The sequence below is a fragment of the Phenylobacterium sp. genome (assembly GCF_036563385.1).
Lineage (GTDB): Bacteria > Pseudomonadota > Alphaproteobacteria > Caulobacterales > Caulobacteraceae > Phenylobacterium.
In genome coordinates this window covers 308,156-333,266 of the sequence record NZ_DATCML010000011.1, presented here as the reverse complement: position 1 = coordinate 333,266, position 25,111 = coordinate 308,156, and the positions used below count along the sequence as shown (strand labels likewise).

The 25,111-nt window shown below is 70.5% G+C and carries 23 protein-coding genes; 9 read left to right on the top strand and 14 right to left on the bottom strand.

The annotated features are described in order from the left end of the window. The first annotated feature begins 1 nt into the window (after window position 1). A complete protein-coding gene (locus VIL67_RS09745) occupies window positions 2–361 on the top strand; it encodes a DUF4180 domain-containing protein (RefSeq protein ID WP_332048684.1) in 360 nt (119 codons plus the stop codon). Here VIL67_RS09745 and VIL67_RS09740 read toward each other — a convergent pair. From VIL67_RS09740 to VIL67_RS09725, 4 genes are all read right to left on the bottom strand, one after another. Then, window positions 358–1,434: a nucleotidyltransferase family protein gene (locus VIL67_RS09740; protein ID WP_332048683.1), complete on the bottom strand. Its 1,077-nt coding sequence runs from the start codon at window positions 1,432–1,434 to the stop codon at window positions 358–360. The genes VIL67_RS09745 and VIL67_RS09740 overlap by 4 nt on opposite strands. Next, window positions 1,427–2,575: a hypothetical protein gene (locus tag VIL67_RS09735; protein WP_332048682.1), complete on the bottom strand. Its 1,149-nt coding sequence runs from the start codon at window positions 2,573–2,575 to the stop codon at window positions 1,427–1,429. The genes VIL67_RS09740 and VIL67_RS09735 overlap by 8 nt, the downstream gene beginning before the upstream one ends. Window positions 2,576–2,580: 5 nt before the next feature. Beyond that, window positions 2,581–3,063, bottom strand: coding sequence for a hypothetical protein (locus VIL67_RS09730; RefSeq protein WP_332048681.1), 483 nt, complete (start codon window positions 3,061–3,063; stop codon window positions 2,581–2,583). 236 nt (window positions 3,064–3,299) lie between these two features. After that, window positions 3,300–3,953 (bottom strand): J domain-containing protein, encoded by a 654-nt coding sequence (locus VIL67_RS09725; protein ID WP_332048680.1) that lies wholly within the window; start codon window positions 3,951–3,953, stop codon window positions 3,300–3,302. Between the two features lie 52 nt (window positions 3,954–4,005). Between VIL67_RS09725 and VIL67_RS09720 the strand changes: the two genes are divergently transcribed. The 4 genes from VIL67_RS09720 (at window position 4,006) to VIL67_RS09705 (ending at window position 8,060) form a co-directional block, all read left to right on the top strand. After that, the gene (locus VIL67_RS09720) at window positions 4,006–4,278 is read left to right on the top strand and encodes a BolA family protein (RefSeq protein ID WP_332048679.1); all 273 of its coding nucleotides are present in this window, start codon (window positions 4,006–4,008) and stop codon (window positions 4,276–4,278) included. A 67-nt stretch (window positions 4,279–4,345) separates the two neighbouring features. Continuing rightward, on the top strand, window positions 4,346–4,852 hold the full coding sequence (locus tag VIL67_RS09715) for a 2Fe-2S iron-sulfur cluster-binding protein (protein ID WP_332048678.1): 507 nt from the start codon (window positions 4,346–4,348) through the stop codon (window positions 4,850–4,852). Further along, window positions 4,849–5,799, top strand: a complete 951-nt coding sequence (locus VIL67_RS09710) for an FAD binding domain-containing protein (RefSeq protein ID WP_332048677.1) — start codon at window positions 4,849–4,851, stop codon at window positions 5,797–5,799. The genes VIL67_RS09715 and VIL67_RS09710 overlap by 4 nt, the downstream gene beginning before the upstream one ends. Then, the gene (locus VIL67_RS09705; protein ID WP_332048676.1) at window positions 5,796–8,060 is read left to right on the top strand and encodes a xanthine dehydrogenase family protein molybdopterin-binding subunit; all 2,265 of its coding nucleotides are present in this window, start codon (window positions 5,796–5,798) and stop codon (window positions 8,058–8,060) included. The genes VIL67_RS09710 and VIL67_RS09705 overlap by 4 nt, the downstream gene beginning before the upstream one ends. A gap of 346 nt (window positions 8,061–8,406) precedes the next feature. On the opposite strand, the gene VIL67_RS19635 is transcribed toward VIL67_RS09705, so the two are convergent. The 5 genes from VIL67_RS19635 to VIL67_RS09680 all read right to left on the bottom strand — a co-directional run bounded on the left by VIL67_RS19635 (window position 8,407) and on the right by VIL67_RS09680 (window position 13,328). Beyond that, on the bottom strand, window positions 8,407–8,640 hold the full coding sequence (locus tag VIL67_RS19635) for a response regulator (RefSeq protein ID WP_414696196.1): 234 nt from the start codon (window positions 8,638–8,640) through the stop codon (window positions 8,407–8,409). Continuing rightward, on the bottom strand, window positions 8,637–10,250 hold the full coding sequence (locus VIL67_RS09695) for an HWE histidine kinase domain-containing protein (protein ID WP_332048675.1): 1,614 nt from the start codon (window positions 10,248–10,250) through the stop codon (window positions 8,637–8,639). The genes VIL67_RS19635 and VIL67_RS09695 overlap by 4 nt, the downstream gene beginning before the upstream one ends. A gap of 125 nt (window positions 10,251–10,375) precedes the next feature. Further along, entirely contained in the window at window positions 10,376–11,674 is a 1,299-nt protein-coding gene (locus VIL67_RS09690; RefSeq protein WP_332048674.1) for an HlyC/CorC family transporter, read from the bottom strand. Beyond that, on the bottom strand, window positions 11,671–12,783 hold the full coding sequence (gene aroB, locus VIL67_RS09685) for a 3-dehydroquinate synthase (RefSeq protein WP_332048673.1): 1,113 nt from the start codon (window positions 12,781–12,783) through the stop codon (window positions 11,671–11,673). Before aroB ends, VIL67_RS09690 begins: the two co-directional genes overlap by 4 nt. Then, a complete protein-coding gene (locus tag VIL67_RS09680; RefSeq protein WP_332048672.1) occupies window positions 12,780–13,328 on the bottom strand; it encodes a shikimate kinase in 549 nt (182 codons plus the stop codon). Before VIL67_RS09680 ends, aroB begins: the two co-directional genes overlap by 4 nt. A 67-nt stretch (window positions 13,329–13,395) precedes the next feature. On the opposite strand from VIL67_RS09680, the gene VIL67_RS09675 reads away from it, so the two are divergent. Both VIL67_RS09675 and VIL67_RS09670 read left to right on the top strand, forming a co-directional pair. Further along, window positions 13,396–14,571 carry a hypothetical protein gene (locus tag VIL67_RS09675; protein ID WP_332048671.1) on the top strand — a complete coding sequence of 392 codons (1,176 nt, stop codon included), beginning with the start codon at window positions 13,396–13,398 and terminating at the stop codon, window positions 14,569–14,571. Then, on the top strand, window positions 14,568–15,482 hold the full coding sequence (locus VIL67_RS09670; RefSeq protein WP_332048670.1) for a site-specific tyrosine recombinase XerD: 915 nt from the start codon (window positions 14,568–14,570) through the stop codon (window positions 15,480–15,482). The genes VIL67_RS09675 and VIL67_RS09670 overlap by 4 nt, the downstream gene beginning before the upstream one ends. Before the next feature lie 48 nt (window positions 15,483–15,530). Here the strand turns inward: VIL67_RS09670 and VIL67_RS09665 are convergent, their stop codons facing one another. After that, window positions 15,531–16,322 (bottom strand): glycine zipper domain-containing protein, encoded by a 792-nt coding sequence (locus VIL67_RS09665; RefSeq protein ID WP_332048669.1) that lies wholly within the window; start codon window positions 16,320–16,322, stop codon window positions 15,531–15,533. Window positions 16,323–16,512: 190 nt separating this feature from the next. After that, complete coding sequence (locus VIL67_RS09660) at window positions 16,513–17,178, bottom strand: DUF6766 family protein (protein WP_332048668.1); 666 nt, start codon at window positions 17,176–17,178, stop codon at window positions 16,513–16,515. A gap of 131 nt (window positions 17,179–17,309) precedes the next feature. On the opposite strand from VIL67_RS09660, the gene VIL67_RS09655 reads away from it, so the two are divergent. Then, window positions 17,310–18,272, top strand: coding sequence for an acetyl-CoA carboxylase carboxyltransferase subunit alpha (locus VIL67_RS09655; RefSeq protein ID WP_332048667.1), 963 nt, complete (start codon window positions 17,310–17,312; stop codon window positions 18,270–18,272). Window positions 18,273–18,349: 77 nt separating this feature from the next. Next, a complete protein-coding gene (locus VIL67_RS09650) occupies window positions 18,350–19,351 on the top strand; it encodes an NAD(P)H-dependent flavin oxidoreductase (protein ID WP_332048666.1) in 1,002 nt (333 codons plus the stop codon). A gap of 106 nt (window positions 19,352–19,457) precedes the next feature. On the opposite strand, the gene VIL67_RS09645 is transcribed toward VIL67_RS09650, so the two are convergent. From VIL67_RS09645 to VIL67_RS09635, 3 genes are all read right to left on the bottom strand, one after another. Beyond that, complete coding sequence (locus VIL67_RS09645) at window positions 19,458–22,571, bottom strand: TonB-dependent receptor domain-containing protein (RefSeq protein WP_332048665.1); 3,114 nt, start codon at window positions 22,569–22,571, stop codon at window positions 19,458–19,460. Between the two features lie 333 nt (window positions 22,572–22,904). Further along, window positions 22,905–23,912, bottom strand: a complete 1,008-nt coding sequence (locus VIL67_RS09640) for a beta-eliminating lyase-related protein (protein ID WP_332048664.1) — start codon at window positions 23,910–23,912, stop codon at window positions 22,905–22,907. 16 nt (window positions 23,913–23,928) lie between these two features. Further along, window positions 23,929–25,077: an epoxide hydrolase family protein gene (locus VIL67_RS09635; RefSeq protein WP_332048663.1), complete on the bottom strand. Its 1,149-nt coding sequence runs from the start codon at window positions 25,075–25,077 to the stop codon at window positions 23,929–23,931. Window positions 25,078–25,111: the final 34 nt, after the last annotated feature.

Here is a 25,111-nt window from a genome sequence, read left to right as displayed (position 1 = left end):
GGTGGCGCAGGTGGAGATCTTCGCCGGGCGGCGCGTCCTGGTTTGCGACCCGGAAGGGCCGCCGCTCGCCGGAGACCGGCACGCGGGCGACCTGGTGGGCGAGGCCCTGGGCGCCGGGGCCGAGGTGGTGGCGATCCCCACCGCCCGCGTCACGCCAGCCTTCTTCGATCTCAGGACCGGCCTGGCTGGCGCCGTGCTCCAGAAGTTCGTGAACTACCGCCTCGTGCCGGTGATCGTCGGCGATATTGGCGCGGAGCTGGCGCGTTCGTCCGCCCTGCGCGACTTCGTCCGCGAGTCCAACCGAGGGCAGACGGTCTGGTTCGTGGCCGGTCTGGACGAACTGCGGGCCCGCCTCGGCTAGGCCTTGCCGGCCGCCGGTCCCGCCGCCAGCTGACGAAGCCGGTCCAGGCGCTCGCGCAGCCCGACGGTCGCCCGGCCCTCGCCGAACAGCCGCCGCCGGTCGCGGCGGTTGGCGGCGCGATGCGCCAGCAGGGCCGGGACATCGATCGCCGCGCCAGCCGCCGCCAGCACGCCCGCCAGGGCGGGATGGGCGAACTGCGCCAGGCGACGGCGGTGCTGCAGGCCGGCCAGCCGGTCGTCCAGCATGCGCTGCGGGATCGCCGCGCCGGCGAGGTCGCGCGCCGCCAGCAACTGGGCTTCGAGGGCGCGGCGGAGCAAGGGCGTGCTGGCGAGGGTGTTCAGTGCGGCCCAGTCCGGATCGGCCTCAGCGAGGGCGGCGATGTCCAGCAGGTGCCGAAGGTCGAAGGTCCCGCGCCAGTAGTCGCCGTCGTGGAACTGGTCGTGCAGCACCAGCTGGAAGATCTGCGCCGCCGGTTCGGCCACGCGGGCGGCGACCCCGTCCCAGGCGACCCGCCGTTCGCCGCCGCCCCACGCCGCCTCGGCCGCGCCTGGCGGGCCCGGCGCACGCTGGTGAAGGTCCAGGAAGCCCACGTCGCTTGGACGGCCGAGCTCGGCGAAGACATGCACCTCCGAGCCCTGGTAGCGGTTGTGCAGCTCGAACCCGGCGGCCTTCAGGGCGGCGAGGGCCGTCTCCGCCTCGTCGGGCCGCACAAGCAGGTCGAGGTCGTTCAGCATCCGGTCGAAGGTCGCCGGCCGACCCTGCGCGACCCAGAGCGCCGCGCCCTTCAGCAGGGCGGGCTCAATATTGGCCGCATTGAGCGCGCGCAGGGCGTCGGCCAGCTGGGCGAAGAGCCGCCGGTTGCGCTCGCGGTTGCGCGCGCGGACCTCCGTCAGGAAGGGCAGGCCGTCCGCGGGCAGGCGCTCGGATGCGCCGGCCGCCTCGGCCGCAGTAAGGATCTGTGGCGTCACCAGGCTGGTGTTCGCCAGCCAGAGCACAGCCATCCAATCCGCATCGGGCGAGGGCGCGCCCCGCAGGGCCGCGCAGAGCGCCTCGAGGTGGGCGCGCCTAGTCATCCAGCAGGCCGGCGATCAACGCGACGGCCGCGTCGAGGTCGCTGTAGACCAGGCGGTGGGGGCGAGCCCGCGCGACGCTGCCGGCAAGCCCCTGCAGCGCCGCCGCGTCCAGGGCGCCCCGGGCGGAATAGGCGCTCGCCAGGATGGCCGTCAGCGCGTCCACGGCATGCAGCGGCTGCAGGGCCGCGGCGGCTCCGGCCTGCCGATCGAGCAGGAGTACCGCGTCCAAGGTGCGCGGACTGCGCTCGGCCCGGTTCGGGGGGAGGTAGTAACGCACGCGCTGGCTGTCGGCGCGCAGCCAAGTGGGCAGGCCCGCTACGGCCGGCGCAAAGGCCTCGACCAGAGGCCAGGCCCCGGACTTCACCGCAGCCGCGAAGGGCGCGGCGAGCACGCGACCGTCCGGCTCGATCCGCACGATGTCGTCGCCGCCGTACTGGAAGCCGGCGGCGCTCAGCGCGAGCGTCAGCGTCGTCTTGCCCGCGCCCGGATCGCCGCTCAGGAACACGGACCGGCCGTCACGGACCAGCAGCGCGCCGTGCGCCAGGAATGCGCCGCTCACCGCCTGGACGTAATGGTCGGTGAGCGTCGCCTTGATCGCAGGGGCGAGGCCGTCTGGCCCCACCGGCGGCAGCGATCGGCCGCCGACGAACAGGACGTAGAGGGCGCCGATCCCGACCACCGCGAGCCGGACCCCGTCGCCGGGCCGGCCGGCGCAGAGGTGGCCGAACACGGCGTCGACGGCCGCCACGTCCACGCTCCCGTGGAAGGACAGGGTGACCGAAAGCTCGTCCAGCGCCACATGGCGGACGGCGACCGGCGCCTGAGCCAGCGCGTCCAGGGCGGCGGTCGGAATGAGCTGCCCGCCGGCCAGCCAGGCCTGCAAGCAGCTCTTCACGAATGCGTCGGCGTCAGTCGGTGCGACGCCGAGCGCGACCAGGGTTTCGACCACCTGGGACGGCGGCTCGCCCGAGGCGACGCCTCGCCAGATCAGGTCGGCGGTCGGGTTCAACTCGACCAGCTGCTGCCCGGCCTCGCCGAACAGCAGCGGTCGGCCGTCGACCTCCACGCGCACGACCCCTGGAGCCGCCACATAGGACGTCTCGGCGACGGGCGCGGCGAGGTCGGCGGCGAGCAGGCTCACGGCGATCAGCCGCCCTTGCCGTTCTTGCCGCCTTTGTTGTCCGGATTTCCCGGACCCATGTTCGGGCCGGTGTCGTTCGGCGGCGGGTTGCCGGGCGGCTGCGGGTCGTAGCCGTTCCCGACCCCGTTGTTGCCCTTGATCTTGCCGCCGCCGCCGGAGGCGGCGATGGCCGGAGAGGTCATCGTCGTCGAGAGCAGAACGCTCATGGTCGGCGGGACGACGACTGCGAACTTGCCGGCGGTCGCGAGGAAGGCGCGCCGGTCCGTGCCGGAGGTTTCAGGGGTAGGTTTGTCTTCGTGCATGTGCAGCCCCAGTGGATTTCTACGGGCGGTCTCTTCAGGGGGATCCTGACAGTCCAGCCGGCCAACCGGCGGAGCGCTGCCATTGTTCCGCCGCAATGTGCTCAGGCCGCAGAAAAATTTCGCGCTCGGCTGACGACGGTCTCGATTGTCATTGCCGAGCTCGAGCGTCAGGCCGAGGGGAAGCATGGCGACGAGCTTCTTCGCGCCGTAATCGGGCGCAAGACCGCCGGCTGGGGGATCAGCGTGCTTTCCGTGGAGACCACCAAGGTAGGCAGGGGCGACGCCTGCGGCCCACCTCCATGGTCGACGCCATGAACCCCGACGGCTGCTGGCGCTCGCCCACGCGGCCGCCGCCCCCGTAACGAGGTAGGCGGTCGGCGCGCCGAACTCCCGTCGGACTGGATCGTGGCGCGGGTCGGGCCCTAGACCATGCCCGCCTTGCGCAGCGCCTGGTAGGCCTTGATCACCCGCTGCAGCTTGTGCTCGCCCGAGCGGTCGCCGTTGTTGGCGTCGGGGTGCAGCCGGCGGACAAGTTCGGTGTAGCGGGTGCGGATCTTGGCGCTGTCGGCGTTCACGTCCAGGTCGAGGTCAGCCAGGGCGTTTCGCTCGATCTTGCCGATCCGGCGATCCTCGGGTTCGGGCGCGCGGGCCTGACCACCGGCGCCGCCGAACAGGTTGAACGGGTCCTTATAGCCCTCGCCTTTGCCGAACTTGGCGGAGAAGGCGGCGGCTTCGCGGCTGAATCTTCCGGCCTTCATCTCCCAGGTGGGACGGCCGCCGGTGAACAGCTCCTCCTGCTGGCGACGGCGCACCTCGCCCTCGCTCATGCCGGCGAAGAAGTTCCAGTTGCGATTGTACTCCGCCGCGTGCGGCTGGCAGAACCAGTAGTGCTCGTTCAGCATGTCCCGCGACTTCGGCGCGCGCGCCGTGGCGGCCAGCCGGCAGCCGGGATGGTCGCACGCCCGTTCGCCCGGCTTGAGCGCATGTACGTCTGCCTCCCGCGCGTCCTCCTCCTTGGAGGGCGGGCGAACGCGGATGTCCTTGAACTTGGGCTTGTATTGAAACGCGCCGGGCATCCGCCAAGTATGGTGGGAAGAAATCCCCCTTCAAGAATTGAAGACGGAGCCGATGGGCGCTATCCTAGAAGCCATCCACAACAAGCTTACGGCCACGTTCCAGCCGACCCGGCTGGAGGTCGAGGACGATTCCGCCCGCCACCACGGGCACGCCGGGGCGCGGCCCGGCGGCGAGAGCCATTTCAATGTGCTGATCGAGGCTGACGCATTCAGCGGCGCCCCAAAGGTCATGCGCCAGCGCATGGTCTACAAGGCGCTGGCCGAGGAGCTGGCCGGCCCGGTGCATGCATTGTCCGTGAAGGCGCTGGCGCCCGGCGAAACCTAGGGGCTAGACTAAACGCACGTTTGAAGAGCCGCCTCGTGCGGCCGCCGACAATCAGGGAGGGGCGCGCTTGCGGACCACGATCACCGTCAATGGCGAGTCGCGGTCGCTCGACCTCGACCCCCGGACCACCCTGCTGGACGCGCTACGGGAACACCTGAGACTGACGGGCTCCAAGAAGGGCTGCGACCATGGCCAGTGCGGCGCCTGCACGATCCTGGTGAACGGCGTGCGGATCAACAGCTGCCTGTCCCTGGCGGTGATGCACGACGGGGACGAGGTGACCACCATCGAGGGTCTGGGGACGCCGGACCGCCTGCACCCGCTGCAGCAGGCATTCCTGGCAGCCGACGCCTTCCAGTGCGGCTACTGCACGCCGGGCCAGATCTGCTCGGCGGCCGGCCTGCTGGACGAGATCGAGGCCAATTGGCCCAGCCAGGCGACGGACGACGTGGCGGGGAAGGTGGCGTTCACCGACGAGGAGATCCGTGAACGGATGAGCGGCAACATCTGCCGCTGCTCGGCCTATCCGCAGATCGTCGAGGCGATCCGCAAGGCGCGGGAGGCGCTCGCGTGAGGCCGTTCACCTACGAGCGCGCCGCCGACCCGCAGGCGGCCGTGAAGGCCGCGGCCGAGACACCGAACGCCAGGTTCATCGCCGGCGGCACCAACCTGCTCGACCTGATGAAGCTCGACATCGAGCAGCCCTCGCACCTGATCGACGTAGGCCGCCTGCCGCTGGCGCAGATCGAGGATACGGCTGACGGCGGCGTGCGCATCGGCGGCCTGGCGACCAACAGCCAGGTGGCGGCGGACATGCGGATCCGATCCCGTTGGCCGGTGCTGGCCCAGGCCATCGTCGCCGGCGGCTCGCCGCAGCTGCGCAACAAGGCCAGCGTCGCCGGCAACCTGCTGCAGCGGACCCGGTGCAACTACTTCTACGACACCACCAAGCCCTGCAACAAACGCCGGCCGGGCTCCGGCTGCGGGGCCCTCGAGGGGCTGAACCGCGGCTCGGCGATCCTCGGCGCCAGCCACGCCTGCATCGCCACCCACCCGTCCGACATGGCCGTGGCGCTGGCGGCGCTGGATGCGCAGGTGGAGGTGCTGAGCCCGGCCGGCGGCGAGCGGCGGTTCCCGCTCCTGGAGCTGCACCGCCTGCCCGGCGAGACGCCGCACGTCGACACCCACCTCGTCCCGGGGGAGCTGATCACCGCGGTGCTGCTGCCCCCGCCGCCGGAGGGGGGCCAAGTCTACAGGAAGGCGCGGGACCGGGCTTCCTTCGCCGCAGGGCTGGCCAGCGTCGCCGTCGCCGGCGGGCAGGTGGCCCTGGGCATGGTGGCGCACAAGCCCTGGCGCGCGGCCGACGCCGAAGCGGCGCTGGCGGGCGGCGCCACGGCGGAGGAGGCGATCTCCGCCGAGCTGGCGCAGGCCAGCGACAACGGCCGCAACGGCTTCAAGATCACTCTGACCGCCCGCCTCGCGGCGGCGGCCATCGACGAGACCCGGGGGAGGGGCGCATGAGCTCGGTCGCCGACTGGGAGGCTCCCAATCCGGTCAAGGAGAACCGCTCCGGCCTGATCGGCAAGCCGGTCGACCGCTACGAAGGCCCGCTGAAGGTCACCGGCACGGCGCCCTACGCCTACGAGGTCGAGCCGCCCGCCGCGCCGGTCTACGGGATCATGGTCCCGGCCGCCATCGCCCGTGGCCGGATCGTGGAGGTCGACACCGCCGAGGCTGAGGCCGCACCCGGGGTCCACCTCGTGTGGACCCACCGCAACGCGCCCGAGCAGGGCGAGCGGGGCGCTCGGGTCCACCCGCGCTCCACCGCCCCCGCGCGGCCGGCCCTGGAAAACGATCGCGTCGCCTACTTCGGCCAGCCGGTGGCCTTCGTGCTCGCCGACACCCTGGAGAACGCCCAGGCCGCCGCCGACCTGGTGCGCATCGCCTACGCCGAAGAGCCGCCGGAGGCCGACTTCCGCGCCAGCCTGGATCGGGCGATGGACCCGCCCGGCGAGGAGGACGTCCGGGTCGGCGACTTCGAGGCGGCCTTCGCCGCTGCGCCGGTGAAGGTGGACGACACCTGGTTCACCCCCGTGCAGAACCACTGCCAGATGGAGCCCTGCGCCACCACCGCCTGGTGGGACGGCCCGACCTGCGTGGTGCACACCTCGGTGCAGATGGTGAAGCCGGCCCAGCACGGCCTCGCCGAGACCCTGAAGATCGGCCGCGACGACGTGCGCCTGCTGACCCGCTACATCGGGGGCGGCTTCGGCGGGAAGGGCCAGACCTACGACGAACTGACCCTGGCCGCCCTCGGCGCCCGGGCGCTGGGCCGGCCCGTGAAGGTGGCCTTCAGCCGCCAGCACATGATGCACGGCACGATCCACCGCCCGGCCACGCTGCAGCGGGTGCAGCTTGGGGCGACCGCGGACGGCAAGCTGACCGCTATGTCGCTGATGACGGTGACCCACTGCCACCGCGAAGGTCACTTCGTCGAGCACGCGTCCAACTTCGCGCGCAGCCTGTACGCGGCGCCGAACCGGCTGACCGGCCACCGGCTGGTGAAGCTCGACCTGCCAGGGGCCGGGCCGATGCGAGCGCCCGGCGAGGCCTCGGGCATGCTGAGCCTGGAAGCGGCCATGGACGAGCTGGCCGAGAAGCTGGGCCTGGATCCCGTGGAGCTGCGCATCCGCAACGAGCCAGAGGTCGACCCCGAAACCGGCAAGCCCTTCTCCGTGCGCCAGCTGGTGCGTTGCCTGCGCGAGGGCGCGCAGCTGTTCGGTTGGGACCGGCGCATGCCCCAGCCGGGGCGCGTCCGGGACGGTCGCTGGCTGGTGGGCATGGGCATGGCCGCCGCCATCCGGGGCAACTTCCTGCTGCCGGCCAAGTGCAGCTTCTCGGTGGACGCCGAGGGGGTCATCACCGTCAAGCAGGGCATGACCGACATCGGCACCGGCACCTATACGGTGCTCGCCCAGATCGCGGCGGAGACGCTTGGCGTGCCGCTGAAGGACGTCCGCGTCGAGATCGGCGACTCCGAGCTGCCTCCAGCCCCGGGTTCCGGCGGCCAGTTCGGGGCGGCGACGGCCGGCTCGGCCGCCCTGGCGGCGGGCATGAACCTGCGCAAGGCGCTGGCCGAGCTTGCCGCCAACGACCCCGAGTCGCCGCTGCAGGGTGGGCCCACCGACCAGGTCACGTTCGAAGACGGGGTGATCGCCATCGGCAACCGCTCCGAGCGCATCGCCACGCTCGTCCGCCGCGCCGCGCCTGACGGCCTCACCGCGGAGGGGGAGATCCGCCCGGCGGCCGACGCCCGCAACTGGAGCCAGCACACCTACGGCGCGCACTTCTGCGAGGTCGCGGTGGACCCGATCACCGGGGAGACGCGGGTGCGGCGGATGCTCGGCGTCTTCGCGGCGGGCCGGATCCTCAACTGGAAGACCGCGCGCAGCCAGCTGACCGGCGGCATGATCTGGGGCGTCGGCTCGGCCCTGCACGAGGGCAACGCCGTGGACCCCCGCTACGGGTCGTTCATCAACCAGGACCTGGCGCAGTACCTGGTCCCCGTGCAGGCCGACATCGGCGAGCTCGACGCCATCATGCTCGACGAGGTGGACGACAAGGCCAACCCGATGGGCATCAAGGGGGTCGGCGAGCTGGGCATCGCCGGCGCCGGCGCGGCGGTGGCCAACGCCATCTACAACGCCTGCGGCGTGCGGGTGCGCGAGTACCCGATCACCCCGGACAAGCTGCTGGCGGGGCTCGTGGCGCAGGGGCGCTGACGAGAGCGTTTTCAATTGCGCAGAACAGCTCTGCGCAATTGGGCTCTACCGTGACGTCGGTAACCGTCTATCTCCCGCGTCCTTGCTGAAAGGCAGGCGCATCGAGGAGACGGGACATGAAGATCTTGCTGTCGCTGACCTTCCTGGTCGGCGCCGTCGGCATTTCGCTGATCGGCGGCGGGGCGCGCGCGTTCGGCTACCTCTAGCCGACGCGCTCGCGCAGCTCGCCGAGCACGCGCGCCAGGTCGCCCTCGCGGAACGGCTTCTGGAGCACGGGGGAGCCCTTGTCGACGTCGCGCAGGCCAGCGTCGCCGTAGCCCGTGGCGAAGGCGAACGGCGCGCCCTTCTAACGCAGCAGGTCGGCGAGCGGGAAGATCGGCTGCCCGCCGAGGTTCACGTCCAGCACCGCGCAGTCCAGCTCGGCCTCCTTGGCCAGCTGGATGGCTTCGTCGAGACGCGAGGCGGGGCCCACGACGGTGCACCCCAGGTCGCCGAGCATGTCCTCGATCAGCATCGAGACCATCATCTCGTCTTCGACAACCAAGACGCGCAGGCCGTCCAGCTTCGCAGTATCCGTCATTCCGTGGGCTCCAACGCGTGCATCGGCAACTCGATGCGGCAAAACAGGCCTTCCGGCCGATAGTCAAGCAACACCTGGCCGCTGAGTTCACCGGCCAGTCCCTGCTCCAGAAGTCGACCGCCGAACCCGCGCCGTTTCGGCTTTTCCACCGGCGGTCCGCCGCTCTCGATCCACTCCAGGACCAGGGCTCGGCCGACACTAGACGCGGTCACACGTGAACGCACGCTGACTCGTCCGCCGGAAGCGGAAAGGGAGCCGTATTTCACGGCGTTGGTGGCCAGTTCATGGATCGCCATGCCGAGCGCCACCGCCGCCTTCGGCGTCAGCCGTACGTCGCGGTCGGAGTCCAGCCGGAACCGGTCCCCACCCGCGTGGGGCTTCAGCTCCAGCATCAGGATGTCGCGCAGGCTGGCGGCCTCCCAGCTGCGGTCGGTGAGCAGGTTGTGGGTCTGCGACAGCGCCAGCAACCGCGACTCGAAGGCGTCTCGGAACGCGTGGCCGTCTATGGTCGAGCGGAGCGTCTGGCTGGCGATCGACTGGACGGTGGCCAAGGTGTTCTTCACCCGGTGGTTCAGCTCGTTGAGCAGCAGCCGCTGGCGCTCTTCCGCCCGTTTGCGCTCGGTGACGTCCAGAGAGACGCCCGCCATCCGCCGGACGCCGCCCTCGTCGGCCGTCTGAGCCGCCCGCCCGCGGGCATGCACCCAGCGCACATCGCCCGACGGGTGCAGCACGCGGTACTCGATGTCGTACTCCGCGCCCGTGCGGATGGCCGCCTCGATGGCCGCGCGCATCCGCTCGCGGTCTTCCGGGTGGATGGCGGCCAGGAGATCCTCGTAGGTGAAGGTCTCGTGCGGGGCGCGGCCGTAGTTGGCCTTGCACAGGTCGGAGGCTTCGTAGGCGCGGGTCTCCACGTCGAGCTCCCACGAACCTAGGCGCCCGGCGTTCAAGGCGAATTGCAGCCGTTCGCGGGTGGCGAACTCGGCGGTGGCGTCGCGTCGCGCCGCCGCAGCAAGGCGGACGTTCTCGAAGGCCACCGCCGCCTGGGCGGCGAGGCCGTCCATGAGCGCTTCCAGCCGCTGGCCGAACATGCCGGTCGCGGAGTGCCCGAAGAACAGGCCGCCCAGCACTTCGCCCGCGTTCGAGACCACCGAGGCGGCGAGGTAGCTGCGCACCGGTAGGTGCCCCTTCGGCATGCCGTGATAGGGCGGGTTCTTCCCGTATCGCGGATCCTGGGTGATGTCCTCGGAGCGGACGACCGCCTCACCCACGAAGGTCGGGTGGAACACAGCGGTGTTGCGCGGCATGGGGAAGTTCGCGAAGGCCGAGCGGGGCGCCCCGGCCAGCGTATAGAGCGTGTAGCTTTCGCCCTGTTCGTCCACGAGGTTGTAGAAGAAGGCCCCGAACTCGGCCCCGGTCAGCTCAACGCCGCCGTCCACCACCGCCTGCACGACGCCGTGCAGGTCGCCGCCCGCTGCAATGGCGGCCGCGATCCGGTTGAGGGCATCGGCGCGCTGCCTCTCCTCCGCGAGCGCGGACTCGAGGGCCTGGATGCGAAGCTGCAGGTCAGCGGTCGTCCCGGTCTCACGGGCGACTGCGTCGGCGATGGACATCAGCGGGACCGATCCCCCGATCGAAGCTTGACTACAACACCCATCGCCCGGTGGGAGTTCCCTCACGAAACCGCCGATCGAGGGGCAAGGTCAAGCGCCCGACGCGCCAAACCGCGCCACGGGACCTAGTCCGAAGCCGGCTCGGGAGCCGACACCTGCAGCACGGTGAGCTGATTGGCCTTGCGTTCGACGACCCGGAACTCATGGCCATGGAAGGCGAACACCTGGCCCACGTCGGGGATCTGCCGCGCCTCGTGGATCAACAGGCCGGCGACCGTCACCGCCTCGTCGTCCGGCAGTTGCCAGTTCATTGCGCGGTTCAGGTCGCGGATCGTCACCGCTCCGTCCACGATGACGGAGCCGTCGGGCCCCGGCCGCACGCCGGGCGCCATCACGTCGTGCTCGTCCTCGATCTCACCGACGATCTCCTCGAGGATGTCCTCGAGCGTGATGAGCCCTTCGAGGGCGCCGTACTCGTCGACCACCAGGGCGAAATGGCTCTGGCGCTTCAGGAACGCGGCGAGTTGGTCCTTGAGGCTGGTGGTCTCGGGGATGAACCAAGGCGGCCTGACCAGGGCCTTGACGTCCAGGGCGTCGATCTTGCCGTCCGCGCCGGCCAGCGCCCGGAGCAGGTCCTTGGCGTGCAGCACGCCAACGATGTTCTCCGGCTCGTCGCGATAGAGCGGCAAGCGGGTGTGGGCGCTCTCGAGCGCCGCCGCCAGGATCTCCCGGGGGGGCAGGTCCGCGTCGATCATCGCGATGCTCTTGCGGTGGACCATGACGTCGCTGACGTACATCTCGCCAAGGTCGAGCACCCCGCCCAGCATGTAACGGTCCCGGGTCTCCACCAAGCCTTCCGAATGGTGGTATTCGACCGCCCCTCGGATCTCCTCGTGGGCGGCCAGGACGTCGGTCTCCATGTCCAGCTTGATGCCGAACGGGCGCAGCGTCAGTCGCACGATCCATTGGGCGCCGCGCGCCAGCGGCCCGAAGATCTTCACGACCCAGTAGGTCGGGATGGACAGCACCCGCGCCACGTCGTCGGCCCGGGCGATGGCGAGGGTCTTCGGCAGGATCTCCGAAAACACCACCACCAGCACGGTCATGATGGCCGTGGCGATCAGCGGTCCCAGCGCCGAGCCGGGCGGGAAGACCGAGGTCAGCACCGAGGTGGTCAGTGCGGACGCGAAGATGTTGATCACGTTGTTGGAGAGCAGGATCGCCCCGATCATGTTCTCCTGGTCGGCGATCAGGCGGTTGACCCGCCGGGCGGCGCGGTCTCCCTCGCGCTCCAGCTGGTGCATGCGCCCACGGGACGCGGCGGTCATGGCCGTTTCGGCCGCCGAGATCAGGCCCGACAGCGACAGCAGCAGAACCAGGGTGGGGGCGAGCGCCAGCAGCTTGGCGATCACGGCGCCGTTCATGCGGCTGCGCCCTCCGCGAGCAGGAAGTCACGCACGGCATAGGCAGGCACGTCGCGGGCCACGAAGGCCTCGCCGATCGCGCGAGCCAGGATGAAGGTCAGCCGGCCGCCCTCGGCCTTCTTGTCCTGGGCCATGTGGCGGACCAGCCGCTCGGCGGCGAACGGAGATCCCGGAATGTCCGCGAGGCGCGTCGGCAGGCCCGCCGCAGCGATGGCCGCCTGGGCGCGGGAGGCGTCCTGCGCCGGGCATAGCCCTTGCGAGGCCGAGAAGTGGAAGGCCAGCGACATCCCCGCAGCGACCGCTTCTCCGTGCAGCAAGGCCTCCCCGTAGCCGGTCTCGGACTCCAGGGCGTGGCCGAAGGTGTGGCCGAGATTCAGCAGAGCACGGCGGCCCTGTTCCTTCTCGTCCTCGGCCACGATCTCGGCCTTCATTTCCACCGAGCGCGCGACGGCGTGGGTCAGCGCGTCGGGATCGCGCGCCAGCACGTGACGACCATTCGCCTCCAGCCATTCGAAGAAGGCGAAGTCGCCCAGCAGGCCGTACTTCACGATCTCGGCGTAGCCCGCGCGCATCTCGCGGTCGGGCAACGCGCCCAGCACCTCTAGGTCGGCGAGCACCAGCCTGGGCTGATGGAAGGCGCCCAGCAGGTTCTTGCCGCGCGGGGTGTCGATCGCCGTCTTCCCGCCGACCGAGGAGTCCACCTGCGCCAGCAGGGTGGTCGGGATCTGCACGAAGTCGACGCCGCGCTTGTAGATGGCGGCGGCGAAACCAGCCAGGTCGCCCACCACGCCGCCGCCGAACGCCACAACCACGTCGCCGCGGTCAAGCTCCAGCGCCAGGAGACGGTCACAAACGTCCGCCAGCCCCTCGAAGCTCTTGGTCTGCTCGCCGGGCGGGACGATCACCGGGGACACGTCGATGCCTGAGCGGTCCAGCACGCCCGAGAGGCGGGCGCCGTGCAGGCGCCAGACGGTTTCGTCGCTGACCACCGCGACCCGCCGGTTCTTGAGGAATGGCAGGAGCCGTTGACCCGCCTCATCCAGCACGCCCTCGCCGATCACCACCTCGTAGGCGCGGGCGCCCAGCCCCACAGGCACGATGCGGGTCATGGCGCGCGGGTCTCCAGATGGTCCGACAGGGCGCGGATGACTTGGTCCACCGTCACATGATGCGCGGAGTCGCCCGTCTCCACCGTCACGTCCGCCTCGGCGTAGGCCGGATAGCGCGCCTCCGCCTGAGCCCTGAGCACCTCCAGCGGATCCTTGCCGGCGAGCAGCGGACGGTTGTCCTTGCGGCCGACGCGCCTGGCGAGAACCTCCAGGTCGGCCTTCAGCCAGACCGAGACGGCCTTGGACTTGATGAGCGCGCGGGTCTCGGCGTTCATGAAGGCGCCGCCTCCGGTCGCCAGCACATGCGGCGGCTGGTCCAGCAGGCGGGCGATCACCCGGCGCTCCCCCTCGCGAAACACGGCCTCGCCGAGATCCGCGAAGATGTCCGAGATCGAACGCCCCGCCGCCGCCTCCACTTCCGCATCGGCGTCGCGGAACGGCAGGTCCAGCGCGCTGGCCAGCCGTCTGCCGACACTCGATTTTCCGACCCCCATCAGGCCGACGAGGGCGATGGTGCGGCGGCGCAGCGGGTCGAAGCGGTCCATGGAGGGCCGCAGGCTTACACGAGCGCGCGCCCTCGCGCCAACTCCGGCGGTTGGCTATGGTCGCAGGATGGTCCGGATCGTCCTGGCGTTCGCGCTTTCCGCCTGCCTTGCGGCCTCAGTCGCCGCCCAGCCGGTGCAGGTCGCGCCGCTCGCCGCGCCGGACTCCTTCTCGGTCCCGGGCCGCCCGACGGGCCTTGCCGAGACCCTTTGGCAGGGCAGCTCGGTAGAACTGCAGCGCACCGTCCTGCCGATGCTTGCGGCAAAGCCGCTTTCGCCGGCCGCAGCGGCCCTGGCCCGACGCGTGCTGGCCACCGGCGCCCGTGGGCCGGACGGCGCCGAGGATCCAGCCCTACTGGCGCTGCGGGCCAACGCCCTGCTGGCGCTGGGGGACAGCCTGGCCGCCGCCGAAATCCTGCAACGCGCCCCCGGCCTGGAGCGAAACGCCGACCTGTCCCGCGCGGCGGCCGAGAGCGCCCTGCTCGCCGGCGACGACACCCGGGCGTGCGCCATCGAACGTGCGCTGGGGGTGGGCCGCGAGGCGGCCTACTGGCTTCGGCTGCGGGCCTTCTGCCAGGCTCAGGCGGGGGAGACCGCCCAGGCCCAGCTGACCTACGACCTCGCCCAGGCCCAGGCGCGCGACGCCGTGTTCGGCCGGCTGATGGCGGCCGGGCTCGGGGCGGGCGCGGCGGGCGAGCCCTCGCTCCGCAATGGGCTGGACTACGCGCTTTCGCGCAGCCTGGGGCTCGATCTGTCCAGGGCGCCGGCAAGCCCGGTCAGCGCCGGCGCCCGGGAGCCGGAGTTCAACCTCGCGTCGCTGTCGGGCGGCGTCGCCGAACTCGCCCAGGCGATCGCGGGCGGCCAGGCGATGTCGGAGGAAGGCGCCTCGGCGCTCATTGCGGCGGCCGCAGAGGCCGACGCCAAGAGCCGCGCTCGGCTGCAGGGCCAGGCGCTGCTGATCGCCGCCTTGAAGCCGAGACTCACCCCGGACGATCGCCGCCGCCTGGCCGCCTTCGCTGCGCCTGAGGGCAAGGCTCCGGCCGCGCGCAACCTCGCCGTGGAGGACGCCGCAGGACGGAAGCTGCCCGGCGAGACCGCGCTGATCGCCCTTTGGACGGCGGCGGACGCAGGCGCCGCCGGTCCCGCGCTCGCGGACCGGGTCCGGATCGTCCACGCGCTCGCGGAGGCGGGCCTTGAGACCGACGCCCGGGCCTTCGCGCTCGAGGGGCTGGCCACGCTGAAATGAGCAAGGGCGCCGCCTGGGCCGAGGCCTTCCTTGAAATGATGGCCGTCGAGCGGGCGGCCGCGAAGAACACGCTGGCGGCCTATACGCGTGACCTGGCGGATGCGGCCGCCTTTCTCGCGGGCCGGGGACGCGACCTCGCCGACGCCACGGCCGAGGACGTGGAGGCCTATTTCGCGCACCTCGGCGCCCGCGGCCTCGCGCCCGCGACGGCTTCGCGGCGCCGCGCGGCGGTGCGGCAGTTCTACCGGTTCGTGCTCGGAGAGGCTTGGCGGGCCGACGACCCGTCGCGCCGGGTGGAGGCGCCGAAGAAGGGCCGCAGCCTGCCCAAGGTGCTGAGCCGCGACGAGGTGGACCGGCTGATCGCTTCCGCCGCCGCGCGGGACGGCGCCCAGGGGCTGAGGCTCGGCTGTATGGTGGAGCTGGCCTATGCGTCCGGATTGCGGATCTCGGAGCTGACAGGCCTGACGCTGGCCGCCCTGGCGCGCGATCCGGCCTACCTGATCGTGAAGGGGAAGGGCGGCAAGGAGCGGCTGGCCCCGCTGAACGAGGCGGCGCGGGCCGCGGTCAAAGCCTACCTCGAGATCCGCCCGCAATTTCTGCCGAAGGGCGACAAGGCCAATCCCTGGCTCTTTCCATCGCGGGGCAAGGGCGGGCGGCTGACGCCCCGCCGCTTCGCCCAGCTGCTGGATGAAGCCGCCGCCGACGCCGGCATCGATCCCGCCCGGGTCAGCCCGCATGTCCTGCGTCACGCCTTCGCCACCCACCTCCTGGAAGGGGGCGCGGACCTGCGGGTGGTGCAGAAGCTGTTGGGCCACGGGGACATCGCCACGACCCAGATCTACACCCACGTCGCGGGGGACCGCCTGGCGCATGTGGTGGCCAGCAAGCACCCGCTCGCCAAGAAGGGCTAAGAAAAAGGCCGCCCCGAAGGGCGGCCTCCGCAGGTGTGGCTGAGCCGGTTAGCCGGTGATCCGGTAACGGCCCTGGCTGTCGGGGCAGACCCGCACATAGCGGTAATCCTGCCCGTTGGTGTCTACCGGCGCGGGCGCCAGGCGGCACCGTTGGGCGGTGTAGTAGCTGTAGCGCGACGAGCGCTCGTTCACCGCCTCGCGGTACGGGATCGTCTCGTTGTAGCTGAAGTACGGGCCGCGGTTGTCGCACTTGTAGTTGTCGTTGGCCCGGCCGACGGCGGCGCCGAGACCGCCGCCGACCACCGCGCCGAGGACGGCGCCTTCGGTCCGGGCGTTGCGGGCCGCCACGTTCGAGCCCAGCACCGCGCCGGCCAGGGCGCCGATCACGCCGGCGGTGACGGTGGAGTTGTTGTTGCAGCGGACGCTGGTCGCGCTGGCGTTGGTCCCGTAGTAGGGCGCGGCCGGCGCGGCGTAGCCGTAGCGGTCGTTCGAGCCATAGCGGTCGTTCGAGCCGTAGCGGTTGTTCGACCAGTAGGCCTCGTCCCACACCGGTCGGGCGTGCATGCGGGCGTAGGCGCCGTAGCCATAGCGGGCATCGTACCGGGCGCGCTCACGCTCCCAGTTGGCCAGTTGCCGGTCATAGTCGCGCCGCGCCTGATTGTAGTCGCGGCGGGCCTCGCGATAGGACTCGCGGCTGTTCTCGTACTGGGCGCGCTGGGAGTCATACTGCGCCTGGGCAGCCTGGTATTCCGGGGTGGGGCGGTAGTACTGGGCGCCGGCCGGGGCCGCCATCGCCAGGGCCAGGGCCGATGCCATCCCGATCTTCAAGGGGGCGTTCATGATCTTGCTCCGTTTCTCCTCGAGCGCGGCGCTGTGCCAGGGCGTTGATCCGCGCATTCCAAAGGCGCGCGCCAGGTCCGGCCTCCTGCCCCCCATCGGACGTGGGCCCGGCTCGACCTCGGGCACACAAACGATAAGCCGGCGGCCTGGGTTGCACGCGGCGCGCGCCCGGCGCTGACGGTTCCGTGAGCTAGGCGGTCCCGGTCTGGCTGTGCGGGGCGCCCACCGGCTTGCTCTCCGGCGAGCCGCGCTCGCGCAGGAAGATGGCCAGCACGACCAGGACCGCGGTCGACAGGAACTCGCTCTGCCAATTCTGGAAGGACTCAAACCAGAACTGCGGCGCCGCGAGGTACTCCGTCAGGCTGGGCGGCGGCTGGTGGTGTTGCAGCGCTTCCTCCACCGCCTGACGATGGCTGTTCAGCCAGTGCAGCACGAAGGAGCTGCCGAACAGCACCGCCAGCACGCCGCCGAGGGAATGGGCGTAGAGGCCGCGCGCGAGCCCGCCCAAGCGGACCGGGCCGGGCGCGTCCGGCTTGCCGGCGTCGAGGGCGGGGTCCCGATCCTGCGGGGCGGGCTTGTCGGGGTCCTTGGACTCCGGCGATCCCCGCTGGAACAGGTAAGCCGTCAGGGTGACATAGGCCCACATCTGCAGGAACTCGCTCTCCCAGTTCTCGAAGAGGGTGGAGAGGAAGGTCCCCCCGACCAGGAACTCGCCGAATGAAACCAGCGCCTGGCCATGCTCCAGGCGCTCTTGGTTCTCATACGAGAAGCCGCTGAGCATCTGGCCGACGAGGCTGGCGAGGAACAGAAGACTGAGCGCGATCGTCAGCCCATTGTCACGAAGCAGCTTCTTCATACCGGCAGGAAAGCCGCGCCAACGGTGGAGGTTCCCCGCTAGGCGGGGACCCGGCGAGGCCGTACTTGTGGGGGAGGGGGAACCCGCCTAATTTCCGCCGCCTCTCGTCACGGCAGGAGCCGCACCCCAGAATGGCCGCCCACTACCTCGAGTTCGAGCGCCCGATCGCTGAGCTCGAAGCCAAGATCGAGGAACTGTCCAAGCTGTCCGAGACCGCCGGTCCCGGTGCGTTCGACGCCGAGATCGAGGCGCTGCGTGCGCGCGCCCAGGACCTGCGGCGCGACGCCTACGCCAACCTCGACGCCTGGCAGAAGACCCAGGTGGCTCGGCATCCTGACCGGCCGCACTTCACCGACTACGTGAACGCCCTGGTGGAGGACTTCCAGGAGCTGCGCGGCGACCGCGCCTTCGCCGACGACCAGGCGATCGTCGGCGGCATCGGCCGGTTCCGCGGCCGGCCGCTGGTGATCATGGGGCATGAGAAGGGCCGCGACACGGTCACCCGCGTGAAGCACAACTTCGGCATGGGCCGGCCCGACGGCTACCGCAAGGCGATCCGGCTGATGGAGCTGGCCGAGCGGTTCAACCTGCCGGTGGTCACCCTGGTGGATTCCGCCGGCGCCTATCCGGGCATCTCGAGCGAGGAGCGCGGCGTGGCCGAAGCGATCGCCCGTTCCACCGAGAAGTGCCTGCAGCTGGACACGCCGAACGTCACCGTCATCACCGGGGAAGGCATGTCGGGCGGCGCGATCGCCATCGCCGCCACCAGCCGGGTGCTGATCCTGGAGCACGCGATCTATTCGGTGATCTCGCCCGAAGGGGCGAACTCGATCCTCTGGCGCGGGGCGCGGACCGCCGCGGACGCCGCCAAGGCCATGAAGATCACCGCCCAGGACCTGCTGGGCATGAAGATCGTCGACCGCATCATCCCGGAGCCCACAGGCGGGGCGCACTCCGATCCCGAGGCCGCCATGGCCGCGGTTGGCGACGCCGTGGAGGAAGAGCTGCGGACGATGGACGGCCTTTCGGCCGAGGAGCTGCGAAAGCGGCGCGCCGAGCGGTTCTACGCCATCGGGCGCTCGGGCCTGCAGTAGGCTGTCCGCAAATCCGGTTGCCTGACGCCGCGTCCGGCTGTTGAGTTCGTCCAAACGATTGTTTGGAGGAACGTCGCATGGCCTTGAAGACGCGGTTCACCGAGACGTTCGGGATCGAGCACCCGATCGTCCAGGGCGGCATGCAGTGGGTCGGCCGGGCCGAGCTGGTCGCCGCGGTGGCCAATGCAGGGGGCCTGGGCTTCATCACCGCCCTGACGCAACCGACGCCCGACGACCTGCGCCGCGAGATCGACCGCTGCCGCAAGCTGACCGACAAGCCGTTCGGGGTGAACCTGACGATCCTCCCGGCCATCACCCCGCCGCCGTACGCCGAGTACCGGCAGGCGATCATCGATGGCGGCGTGAAGATCGTCGAGACGGCCGGCTACAAGCCGCAGGAGCACGTCGACCACTTCAAGGAGCACGGGATCAAGGTGATCCATAAGTGCACCGCCGTCCGCCACGCGCTCTCCGCCGAGCGCATGGGCGTCGACGCTATCTCCATCGACGGCCTGGAGTGCGCCGGCCACCCCGGCGAGGACGACGTGGGCGGGCTGATCCTGATCCCGGCGGCCGCCGACAAGGTGAAGATCCCGATGATCGCCTCGGGCGGCTTCGGCGACGCCCGCGGCCTGGTCGCCGCGCTCGCGCTGGGCGCCGACGGGGTGAACATGGGCACGCGCTTCATGTGCACTGTGGAGAGCCCGATCCACCAGAAGGTGAAGGAGCAGATCGTCGCCAACGACGAGCGGCAGACGAACCTGATCTTCCGCACCATGCACAACACCGCGCGGGTGGCGAAGAACGCGGTCTCCGACGAGGTGGTCGCGATCGAGAAGCGCGGCGGGGCCAAGTTCGAGGACGTGAAGGATCTCGTGGCCGGCGCTCGTGGCCGGGTGGTCTACGAGGACGGCGACCCCGACTACGGCATCTGGTCGGCGGGCCAGGTGCAAGGCCTGATCCACGACATCCCCACCTGCGCGGAGCTGATTAGCCGCATTGTGCGCGAGGCCGAGGAGATCATCCAGGGCCGGCTCGGGGGCATGCTGGCCGGGCGCAGGGCGCTCGAAACCGCCTGAGCTCTTCCACATTCGCCAACGAAAAGAGCCGCCGGGGCGACCCGGCGGCTCTTCTGTTTTGACCTCGCAGGTCGCCCGGGTCGCGAGGCCCGGGCGGTGTCGCGACTTAGAAGCGGGCGGTCAGGCCCACCTGGAAGTAGCGGCCGATGAAGTCGTAGGTGCCGTACGAGTTGACGGCGGTGCCGGCGTACAGCGGCGGCTCTTCGTCGAACACGTTGCGGACGATGAAGCGCGCCTTCACGTCGTCGAGGCCCACGCCCCAGCCGCCCATCATGTCGGAGAGGTCGTAGGTGACCGCCACGTCATGCAGGATGGAGGAACCGACCTTGAGCGGGTAGCGGTTCTCGATCGTGAAGTCGGCGTTGAAGCGCGACTCGTCGATCCAGTTGGTGGTCCACACGATCGACAGCGGATCGCGGATGTAGCTGGTCTCCAGCTTCCAGCGCCAACGGGCGTTGCCGATCTCGCCGGCGAACCGGTCGAGGTCGAAGCCGAGGCCGGTGACCGAGGTCGACTGGCGCTCCACGTAGTAGGCGTCGAAGTTGAAGTTCAGCGCGCCCGGGTTCTCGTTCCAGCGACCGAACGCGCCGCCCAGCCAGTCGGCCAGTTCGACACGGTAGTCGATGCCCGCGGTGGCGCCTTCGAACACGGTGTAGCCGGCGTTGACGAAGCCGCTGAGCGGACCCGCCGCCGTCTGCCCGTTGCCGATCGCTTCACCCACGCCAAGGATCTGGCCCTGGCGGCCCGCCACGGCGCCGGCCGCACCGCGCTGGAAGCGGCTGCAGACGTCCTCGGGCTGTTCCGGCAGGTCGTAGCAGACCTGCAGGATGTTGATCAGGTTGAAGTTGTTGATCGCGTTCTCAAGCTTGATGTCGATCCAGTCCATGTTGATGGCCAGGTTCGGAATGAACGAGGGCTGGTAGACAAAGCCCACGCTCCACTGCTTGGCGATTTCGTTCACGAGGTCCGGGTTGCCCGAGGTGCGGCCTTGCACCGTGGCGGCCTGGATCTGCGAGGTCAGCGAGAAGTTCGCCGGCAGGCCGAGGGCCTGGAAGGCGGCCTCGCAGTTCGCGCGACGCACGGCCGGGTTGGGACCCGAGTTGATGTTCCGGAAGTCGCACGGGTCGACCGCAGCCGACTGGAACGAGGTAGCCAGCGGCAGGAACAGTTCGGTGATCGCCGGCGCGCGGAACGAACGGCCCTTCTGGCCGCGGATCAGCAGGTCGGGGATCGGATACCAGCGGGCGCCGACGCTCCAGGCCTTGTCCTTGCCGGCTTCCGAGTGGTCGATGCGGCGGTAGGCGCCCTCGACTTCCAGGCGGTGCAGGCCGGGGAAGCTGAACTCGCCGCCGAAGACCGGCACGAGACCTTCGACGTACCATTCCTTGGTGTCGAACTTGCCGCTGATGTTGCTGATCGCGGCCGAACGGCCGACGCCCTGCTCCTGCGGGTCGTTGGGGTCGAAGCTCGACTTCTCGTAGCGGGCCTCGAAGCCGGTGGCGAAGCTGACCGCGCCGGCCGGGAGATCGAACAGGTCGCCGCCGAAGGAGCCTTCGTAGACGGTCTGCAGGATCTTGTACTCGGAGCGGAACTGCACGCCGACGTAGTCGAGCGCCGCCTGGCTGGGCGAGCCCAGGCCGAAGAGGTTCAGCGGCGCACAGCCCGCCGCGCGGGCGGCGGCGTTGGCGCAGACGATGGCGCCGGACGCGTCACGCGTGACGTTGATCGCTTCGAGGAAGCGCGTCTGGACGATGTTCGGGCTCTCGAAGTTGCCGTCCGACTGGCCGTGGGCCCAGGACAGGTTCCAGAAGAAGTCCCGATCGGCGAAGTTCAGGTCGCCTTCGATGGCGAGAACGCCACGGATCGACTCGCCTTCGGCCGAAGTCTTGTTGTTGCCCACGTCAATCGAGCCGCGGGACAGGAAGAAGATGCGTTCGCCCGGGTTCGCGGGGTCCGCCGGCAGCGACATGGAAGCCGGCTGCGCCAGGATCAGCGCCCGCGAGGCCGCAGGCAGGAACGGGTTGGCCGTCGAGAAGCGCAGGGCCGCCGAGTTACCGCCGAAGGTCGTGGCGTTGTAGATCGGCTGGTTGAACGGCTCGACTGCGTTGAACTTCGAGTAGAAGAGCTCGGTGTTGACCCGGATGTTGTCGGTCACGTCGAAGCGCGCGAACGCGGTGGCGACATGCCGCTCGACGGGGGACTGCAGCGAGGACAACTCGGCGAGGTTCGCGCCCTGGCCGCCTGCGGACACAGCCGACGAGAAGAAGGTGCCCGGATCGTAGGGGACGAGCACGCCGCCCGGGCCGAACTGGAGCCGGTTACCTTGGGCGTCGACCAGGATGTTGGTCGGTCCGGCGCCAGCCACCGCCGTGCCCGCCGCGTTGGAGCGGTAGGGCACGCCGCCGAAGGTGAATTCCGCGATCCGGCGATTGCGGATCGGCAAGGCGCCCGGGATGTTGTCGGTCGAGCTGGTGTTCAGCGGGTTGACCGCGAAGTTGTACTGTTCAGCCGTGGTCGGACGGTCGGTGTACGCGAGCGCCGAGGTCTCGTTGTACTCGTAGCTGCCGGAGATGCTCAGCCGGTCGTCCATGAACCGGTGGCCGGCGGTGATCCGCGCGCGCCACATTTCGGCGTCGCTCTCGTCGGAGATGCCGTAGAGGCCGTCGACCTCGACGCCTTCGAAGTCCGAGCGGGTGATGATGTTCACCACGCCGGCGATGGCGTCGGAGCCGTAGACCGCCGAGCCGCCCGCCTGGACGGTCTCGATCCGGTCGATCAGGCCCGTGGGGATCACGTTCAGGTCGACCTGGCCGCCGGCGTTGGCGCCGGTGAACAGCGACGCCGGGTTGCCGCCCACGAAGCGGCGGCCGTTCACCAGGGTCAGCGTCCGCTGCGAGCCCAGGTTGAAGATGTTCAGGAAGTTACGGCCGACGCCGAAGGAGCCCTGGTCGCCCACGGGGCTGACCGGCACGCCCATGGTCGGCAGCTCGTTCAGCGCATCGGCGACGTTGGTGAAGCCGCGCTCTTCCATCGACTGGGTCGTGATGACCTGCAGCGGCTGGACCGAAGTCAGTTCGGGGCGACGGATCCGCGAGCCGGTGACGACGATCTCGTCGACGTTAACCTCAGAGCTCGACTGGGCTTGGGCGAAGGTCGGCGCGGCCAGCAGGCTCGCCGCCGCTGCGGAACCGAGCAGGGCGGTTCGAAGCATGGTTTTCATCACAACTTTCATTCTGCGGCCCCCGGGCCTGGTAGGAATGATGGGCTGCGCAAGGGCGGCGCCCTGACGCTGCTGTCGGCCATCCGTGGTGGTCCAGGCGCCGCCCCCAACAGGCGGGATAGCCCCCCGAACCGCCCAAAAACGGCGAGCGCGCAAGCTGTCACGCACGCGCCGGAGCGGCAACGGAAAGCCGCCACAATGTTACCTCGATGGTTACAGTTGTTTCACATTTCGGCCTAGGTGCGCCCAAGGCGCCACACATCGCCGCGCGCGACGCCCAGCCGGAGGCGAACTCGACTGTTTCCCGCTGGGCGGACGGTGTCGGCGCGGCGCTCAGGCCACCTGGCGCAGGGTCTCGCCCAGCTGGTCGACCGCCTCGGGCGTGGTGGCCCAGGAGCACATGAACCGGACCGAGCCGTCCAGGAAGCGATAGACGAACCAGCCGGCGGCGTGCAGCCGGGCGAGCCGCTCGTCGTCCATCTCCACGAAGACCGCGTTGGCCTCCACCGGGTGGCGGATCGGGAAGGGGGTCAGGTCCGCCAGCCGGCGCGCCATGGCGTTGGCGTGGGCGGCGTGGCGCACGAAGGCGCCGGATCCGAGCATGCCGATGAAGGGGGCCGCGTAGAAGCGGCCCTTGGACGGAAGCTGGCCGGACTGCTTCAGGCGCGCGTCGAAGCGGCGGGCGAGGTCGCGGTCGAAGATCACGACGGCTTCGGTGGGCGGCATGCCGGCCTTGGTGCCGCCGACCACCAGCAGGTCGACGCCGAGCCGGCTGATCGCCTTGAGGTCGAAGCCCGCAGCGGCGGCGTTGGCCAGGCGGGCGCCGTCCAGGTGCACGCCGTAGCCCTTGGCCTTCACGGAGGAGATCAGGCGCCGGAGTGACTCGGCGTCGTACACCGTGCCGTACTCGGTGGCGTTGGTCACCGAGAGGGCGGCGGCGGACTGCCGGTAGGAGACGTCCGGCTGAGCCAGGGCGGCCTCGAGCGCGGCAGGGTCGATCTTTCCCGAGGCGCCGGGCAGGCCGATCAGGCCCACCCCGTGGCCGAACAGGCCCGGGGCCCCCGTCTCGTCGGTGCATATATGTGCGTGTTCGTGCGCGAGAACAGCTTCGAAGGGGCGGGCGAGGGCGGCGACGCTGATGGCGTTGGCGGCGGTGCCGGAGGCGACGAAGCGCACCTCGGCGTCCGCGTCGAGCATCTCGCGGACCAGGTCCGCGGCGCGGGCGGTGATCGGGTCCGTGCCGTAGCCGGACGTGAAGCCGGTGTTGGCGGCCACCACCGCGTCCATGGCTTCCGGCGCGGCGGGGGCGGTGTTGTCGGACGCGAAGTCGTAATGGGCCATGGCCGCCGTTTAGCGGTCAGACCTCGCGCGCCCAAGCCCTGACTTCGTCGACGAAAAGCCCGGGCTCCTCCATGGCCGCGAAGTGGCCGCCGCGCGGCATGTCGGTCCAGCGGACCACGTTGTAGGCCCGCTCGGCGAAGCTGCGCGGGGGCGCGGAATAGAGCGGCTCGCCGGGGAAGTTGGCGAAGGCGGTCGGCGTCTCGCAGCGCTCGCCCGGCTGGAAGGCCAGGGCCCCTTCCTCCACCAGGCCCCGGTAGTACCAGGCGCCCGTCGCGAAGCTGTCCGTCATCACATAGAGCATGATGTTGGTGAGCAGCCGGTCCTTCGGATAGGCCTCGTCCATCGACCGAGCGCTCAGGTCGGACCAGTCGTGGAAGCGCTCGGCGATCCAGGCGGCCTGGCCCACCGGGTTGCCGGCCCCCATCCAGGCGATCGACTGGGGCTTGGAGACCTGCAGGCGGAAGTAGGCGCCCATGACGTCCATCATCCCGGCCTGCTTCTGGGCCCAGGCGACCTCCTCGGGCGTCTGCGGGCCGCCATGCGGGCGAAAGCCCAGCATGTTCAGGTGGATGGCGCGGGCGTGGCCGCCGTGCTCGCGGCCCAGCCAGGAGGTGACCATGGCGCCCCAGTCGCCCCCCTGGGCGAGGTAGGACCCGTAGCCGAGCACCTGCGTCATCAGGCTGTTGAGCAGGCGCGCGGTGGTCCGCTGGCCCACCGGTCGTCGCGGCTTGGACGAGAAGCCGAAGCCCGGCAGGGACGGGATCACCAGGTCGAAGGCGTCGTCGGGCGAGCCGCCGAAGCGGGACGGGAAGGCCAGCGGCTCGACCGCCTGCCAGAACTCGTAGTGCGAGCCCGGCCAGCCGTGGGTGATCAGCAGCGGCCGCCGGCCTCCGGCCTCGCCGACCACGTGCAGGAAGTGGAGGTCGAAGTCCTCCACCGTGGCGGTGAACTGGGGGAAGCGGTTGAGGTCGGCCAGCGCCGCGCGCCAGTCGTAGCGGTCGGTCCAGTGGGCGCAGAGGTCCTTCAGATAGGCCGCGTCGCAGCCGTAGGCCCAGCCATCGGGAACGTCCGGGATCGGCGGCCAGGGATAGCTCCTGACCCGCTGCAGCACGTCGGCGACCTTTGCGTCGTCCCAGCGCGCCTCGAACGGCTTCGGCCCGGCCATCTGTCTCTCCCGATCTGTTGCGGAGAGCCTGGAC

What these genes read in the sequence shown, in the direction of transcription:
- VIL67_RS09645 (WP_332048665.1), bottom strand. Translation starts at nt 22,571, where the DNA reads ATGAAAACCATGCTTCGAACCGCCCTGCTCGGTTCCGCAGCGGCGGCG.
- VIL67_RS09635 (WP_332048663.1), bottom strand. Translation starts at nt 25,077, where the DNA reads ATGGCCGGGCCGAAGCCGTTCGAGGCGCGCTGGGACGACGCAAAGGTC.
- VIL67_RS09665 (WP_332048669.1), bottom strand. Translation starts at nt 16,322, where the DNA reads ATGAACGCCCCCTTGAAGATCGGGATGGCATCGGCCCTGGCCCTGGCG.
- VIL67_RS09650 (WP_332048666.1), top strand. Translation starts at nt 18,350, where the DNA reads ATGGCCTTGAAGACGCGGTTCACCGAGACGTTCGGGATCGAGCACCCG.
- VIL67_RS09660 (WP_332048668.1), bottom strand. Translation starts at nt 17,178, where the DNA reads ATGAAGAAGCTGCTTCGTGACAATGGGCTGACGATCGCGCTCAGTCTT.
- VIL67_RS09730 (WP_332048681.1), bottom strand. Translation starts at nt 3,063, where the DNA reads ATGCTTCCCCTCGGCCTGACGCTCGAGCTCGGCAATGACAATCGAGAC.
- VIL67_RS09705 (WP_332048676.1), top strand. Translation starts at nt 5,796, where the DNA reads ATGAGCTCGGTCGCCGACTGGGAGGCTCCCAATCCGGTCAAGGAGAAC.
- aroB (WP_332048673.1), bottom strand. Translation starts at nt 12,783, where the DNA reads ATGACCCGCATCGTGCCTGTGGGGCTGGGCGCCCGCGCCTACGAGGTG.
- VIL67_RS09680 (WP_332048672.1), bottom strand. Translation starts at nt 13,328, where the DNA reads ATGGACCGCTTCGACCCGCTGCGCCGCCGCACCATCGCCCTCGTCGGC.
- VIL67_RS09695 (WP_332048675.1), bottom strand. Translation starts at nt 10,250, where the DNA reads ATGTCCATCGCCGACGCAGTCGCCCGTGAGACCGGGACGACCGCTGAC.
- VIL67_RS09725 (WP_332048680.1), bottom strand. Translation starts at nt 3,953, where the DNA reads ATGCCCGGCGCGTTTCAATACAAGCCCAAGTTCAAGGACATCCGCGTT.
- VIL67_RS09675 (WP_332048671.1), top strand. Translation starts at nt 13,396, where the DNA reads ATGGTCCGGATCGTCCTGGCGTTCGCGCTTTCCGCCTGCCTTGCGGCC.
- VIL67_RS09655 (WP_332048667.1), top strand. Translation starts at nt 17,310, where the DNA reads ATGGCCGCCCACTACCTCGAGTTCGAGCGCCCGATCGCTGAGCTCGAA.
- VIL67_RS09740 (WP_332048683.1), bottom strand. Translation starts at nt 1,434, where the DNA reads ATGACTAGGCGCGCCCACCTCGAGGCGCTCTGCGCGGCCCTGCGGGGC.
- VIL67_RS09690 (WP_332048674.1), bottom strand. Translation starts at nt 11,674, where the DNA reads ATGAACGGCGCCGTGATCGCCAAGCTGCTGGCGCTCGCCCCCACCCTG.
- VIL67_RS19635 (WP_414696196.1), bottom strand. Translation starts at nt 8,640, where the DNA reads ATGACGGATACTGCGAAGCTGGACGGCCTGCGCGTCTTGGTTGTCGAA.
- VIL67_RS09720 (WP_332048679.1), top strand. Translation starts at nt 4,006, where the DNA reads ATGGGCGCTATCCTAGAAGCCATCCACAACAAGCTTACGGCCACGTTC.
- VIL67_RS09640 (WP_332048664.1), bottom strand. Translation starts at nt 23,912, where the DNA reads ATGGCCCATTACGACTTCGCGTCCGACAACACCGCCCCCGCCGCGCCG.
- VIL67_RS09670 (WP_332048670.1), top strand. Translation starts at nt 14,568, where the DNA reads ATGAGCAAGGGCGCCGCCTGGGCCGAGGCCTTCCTTGAAATGATGGCC.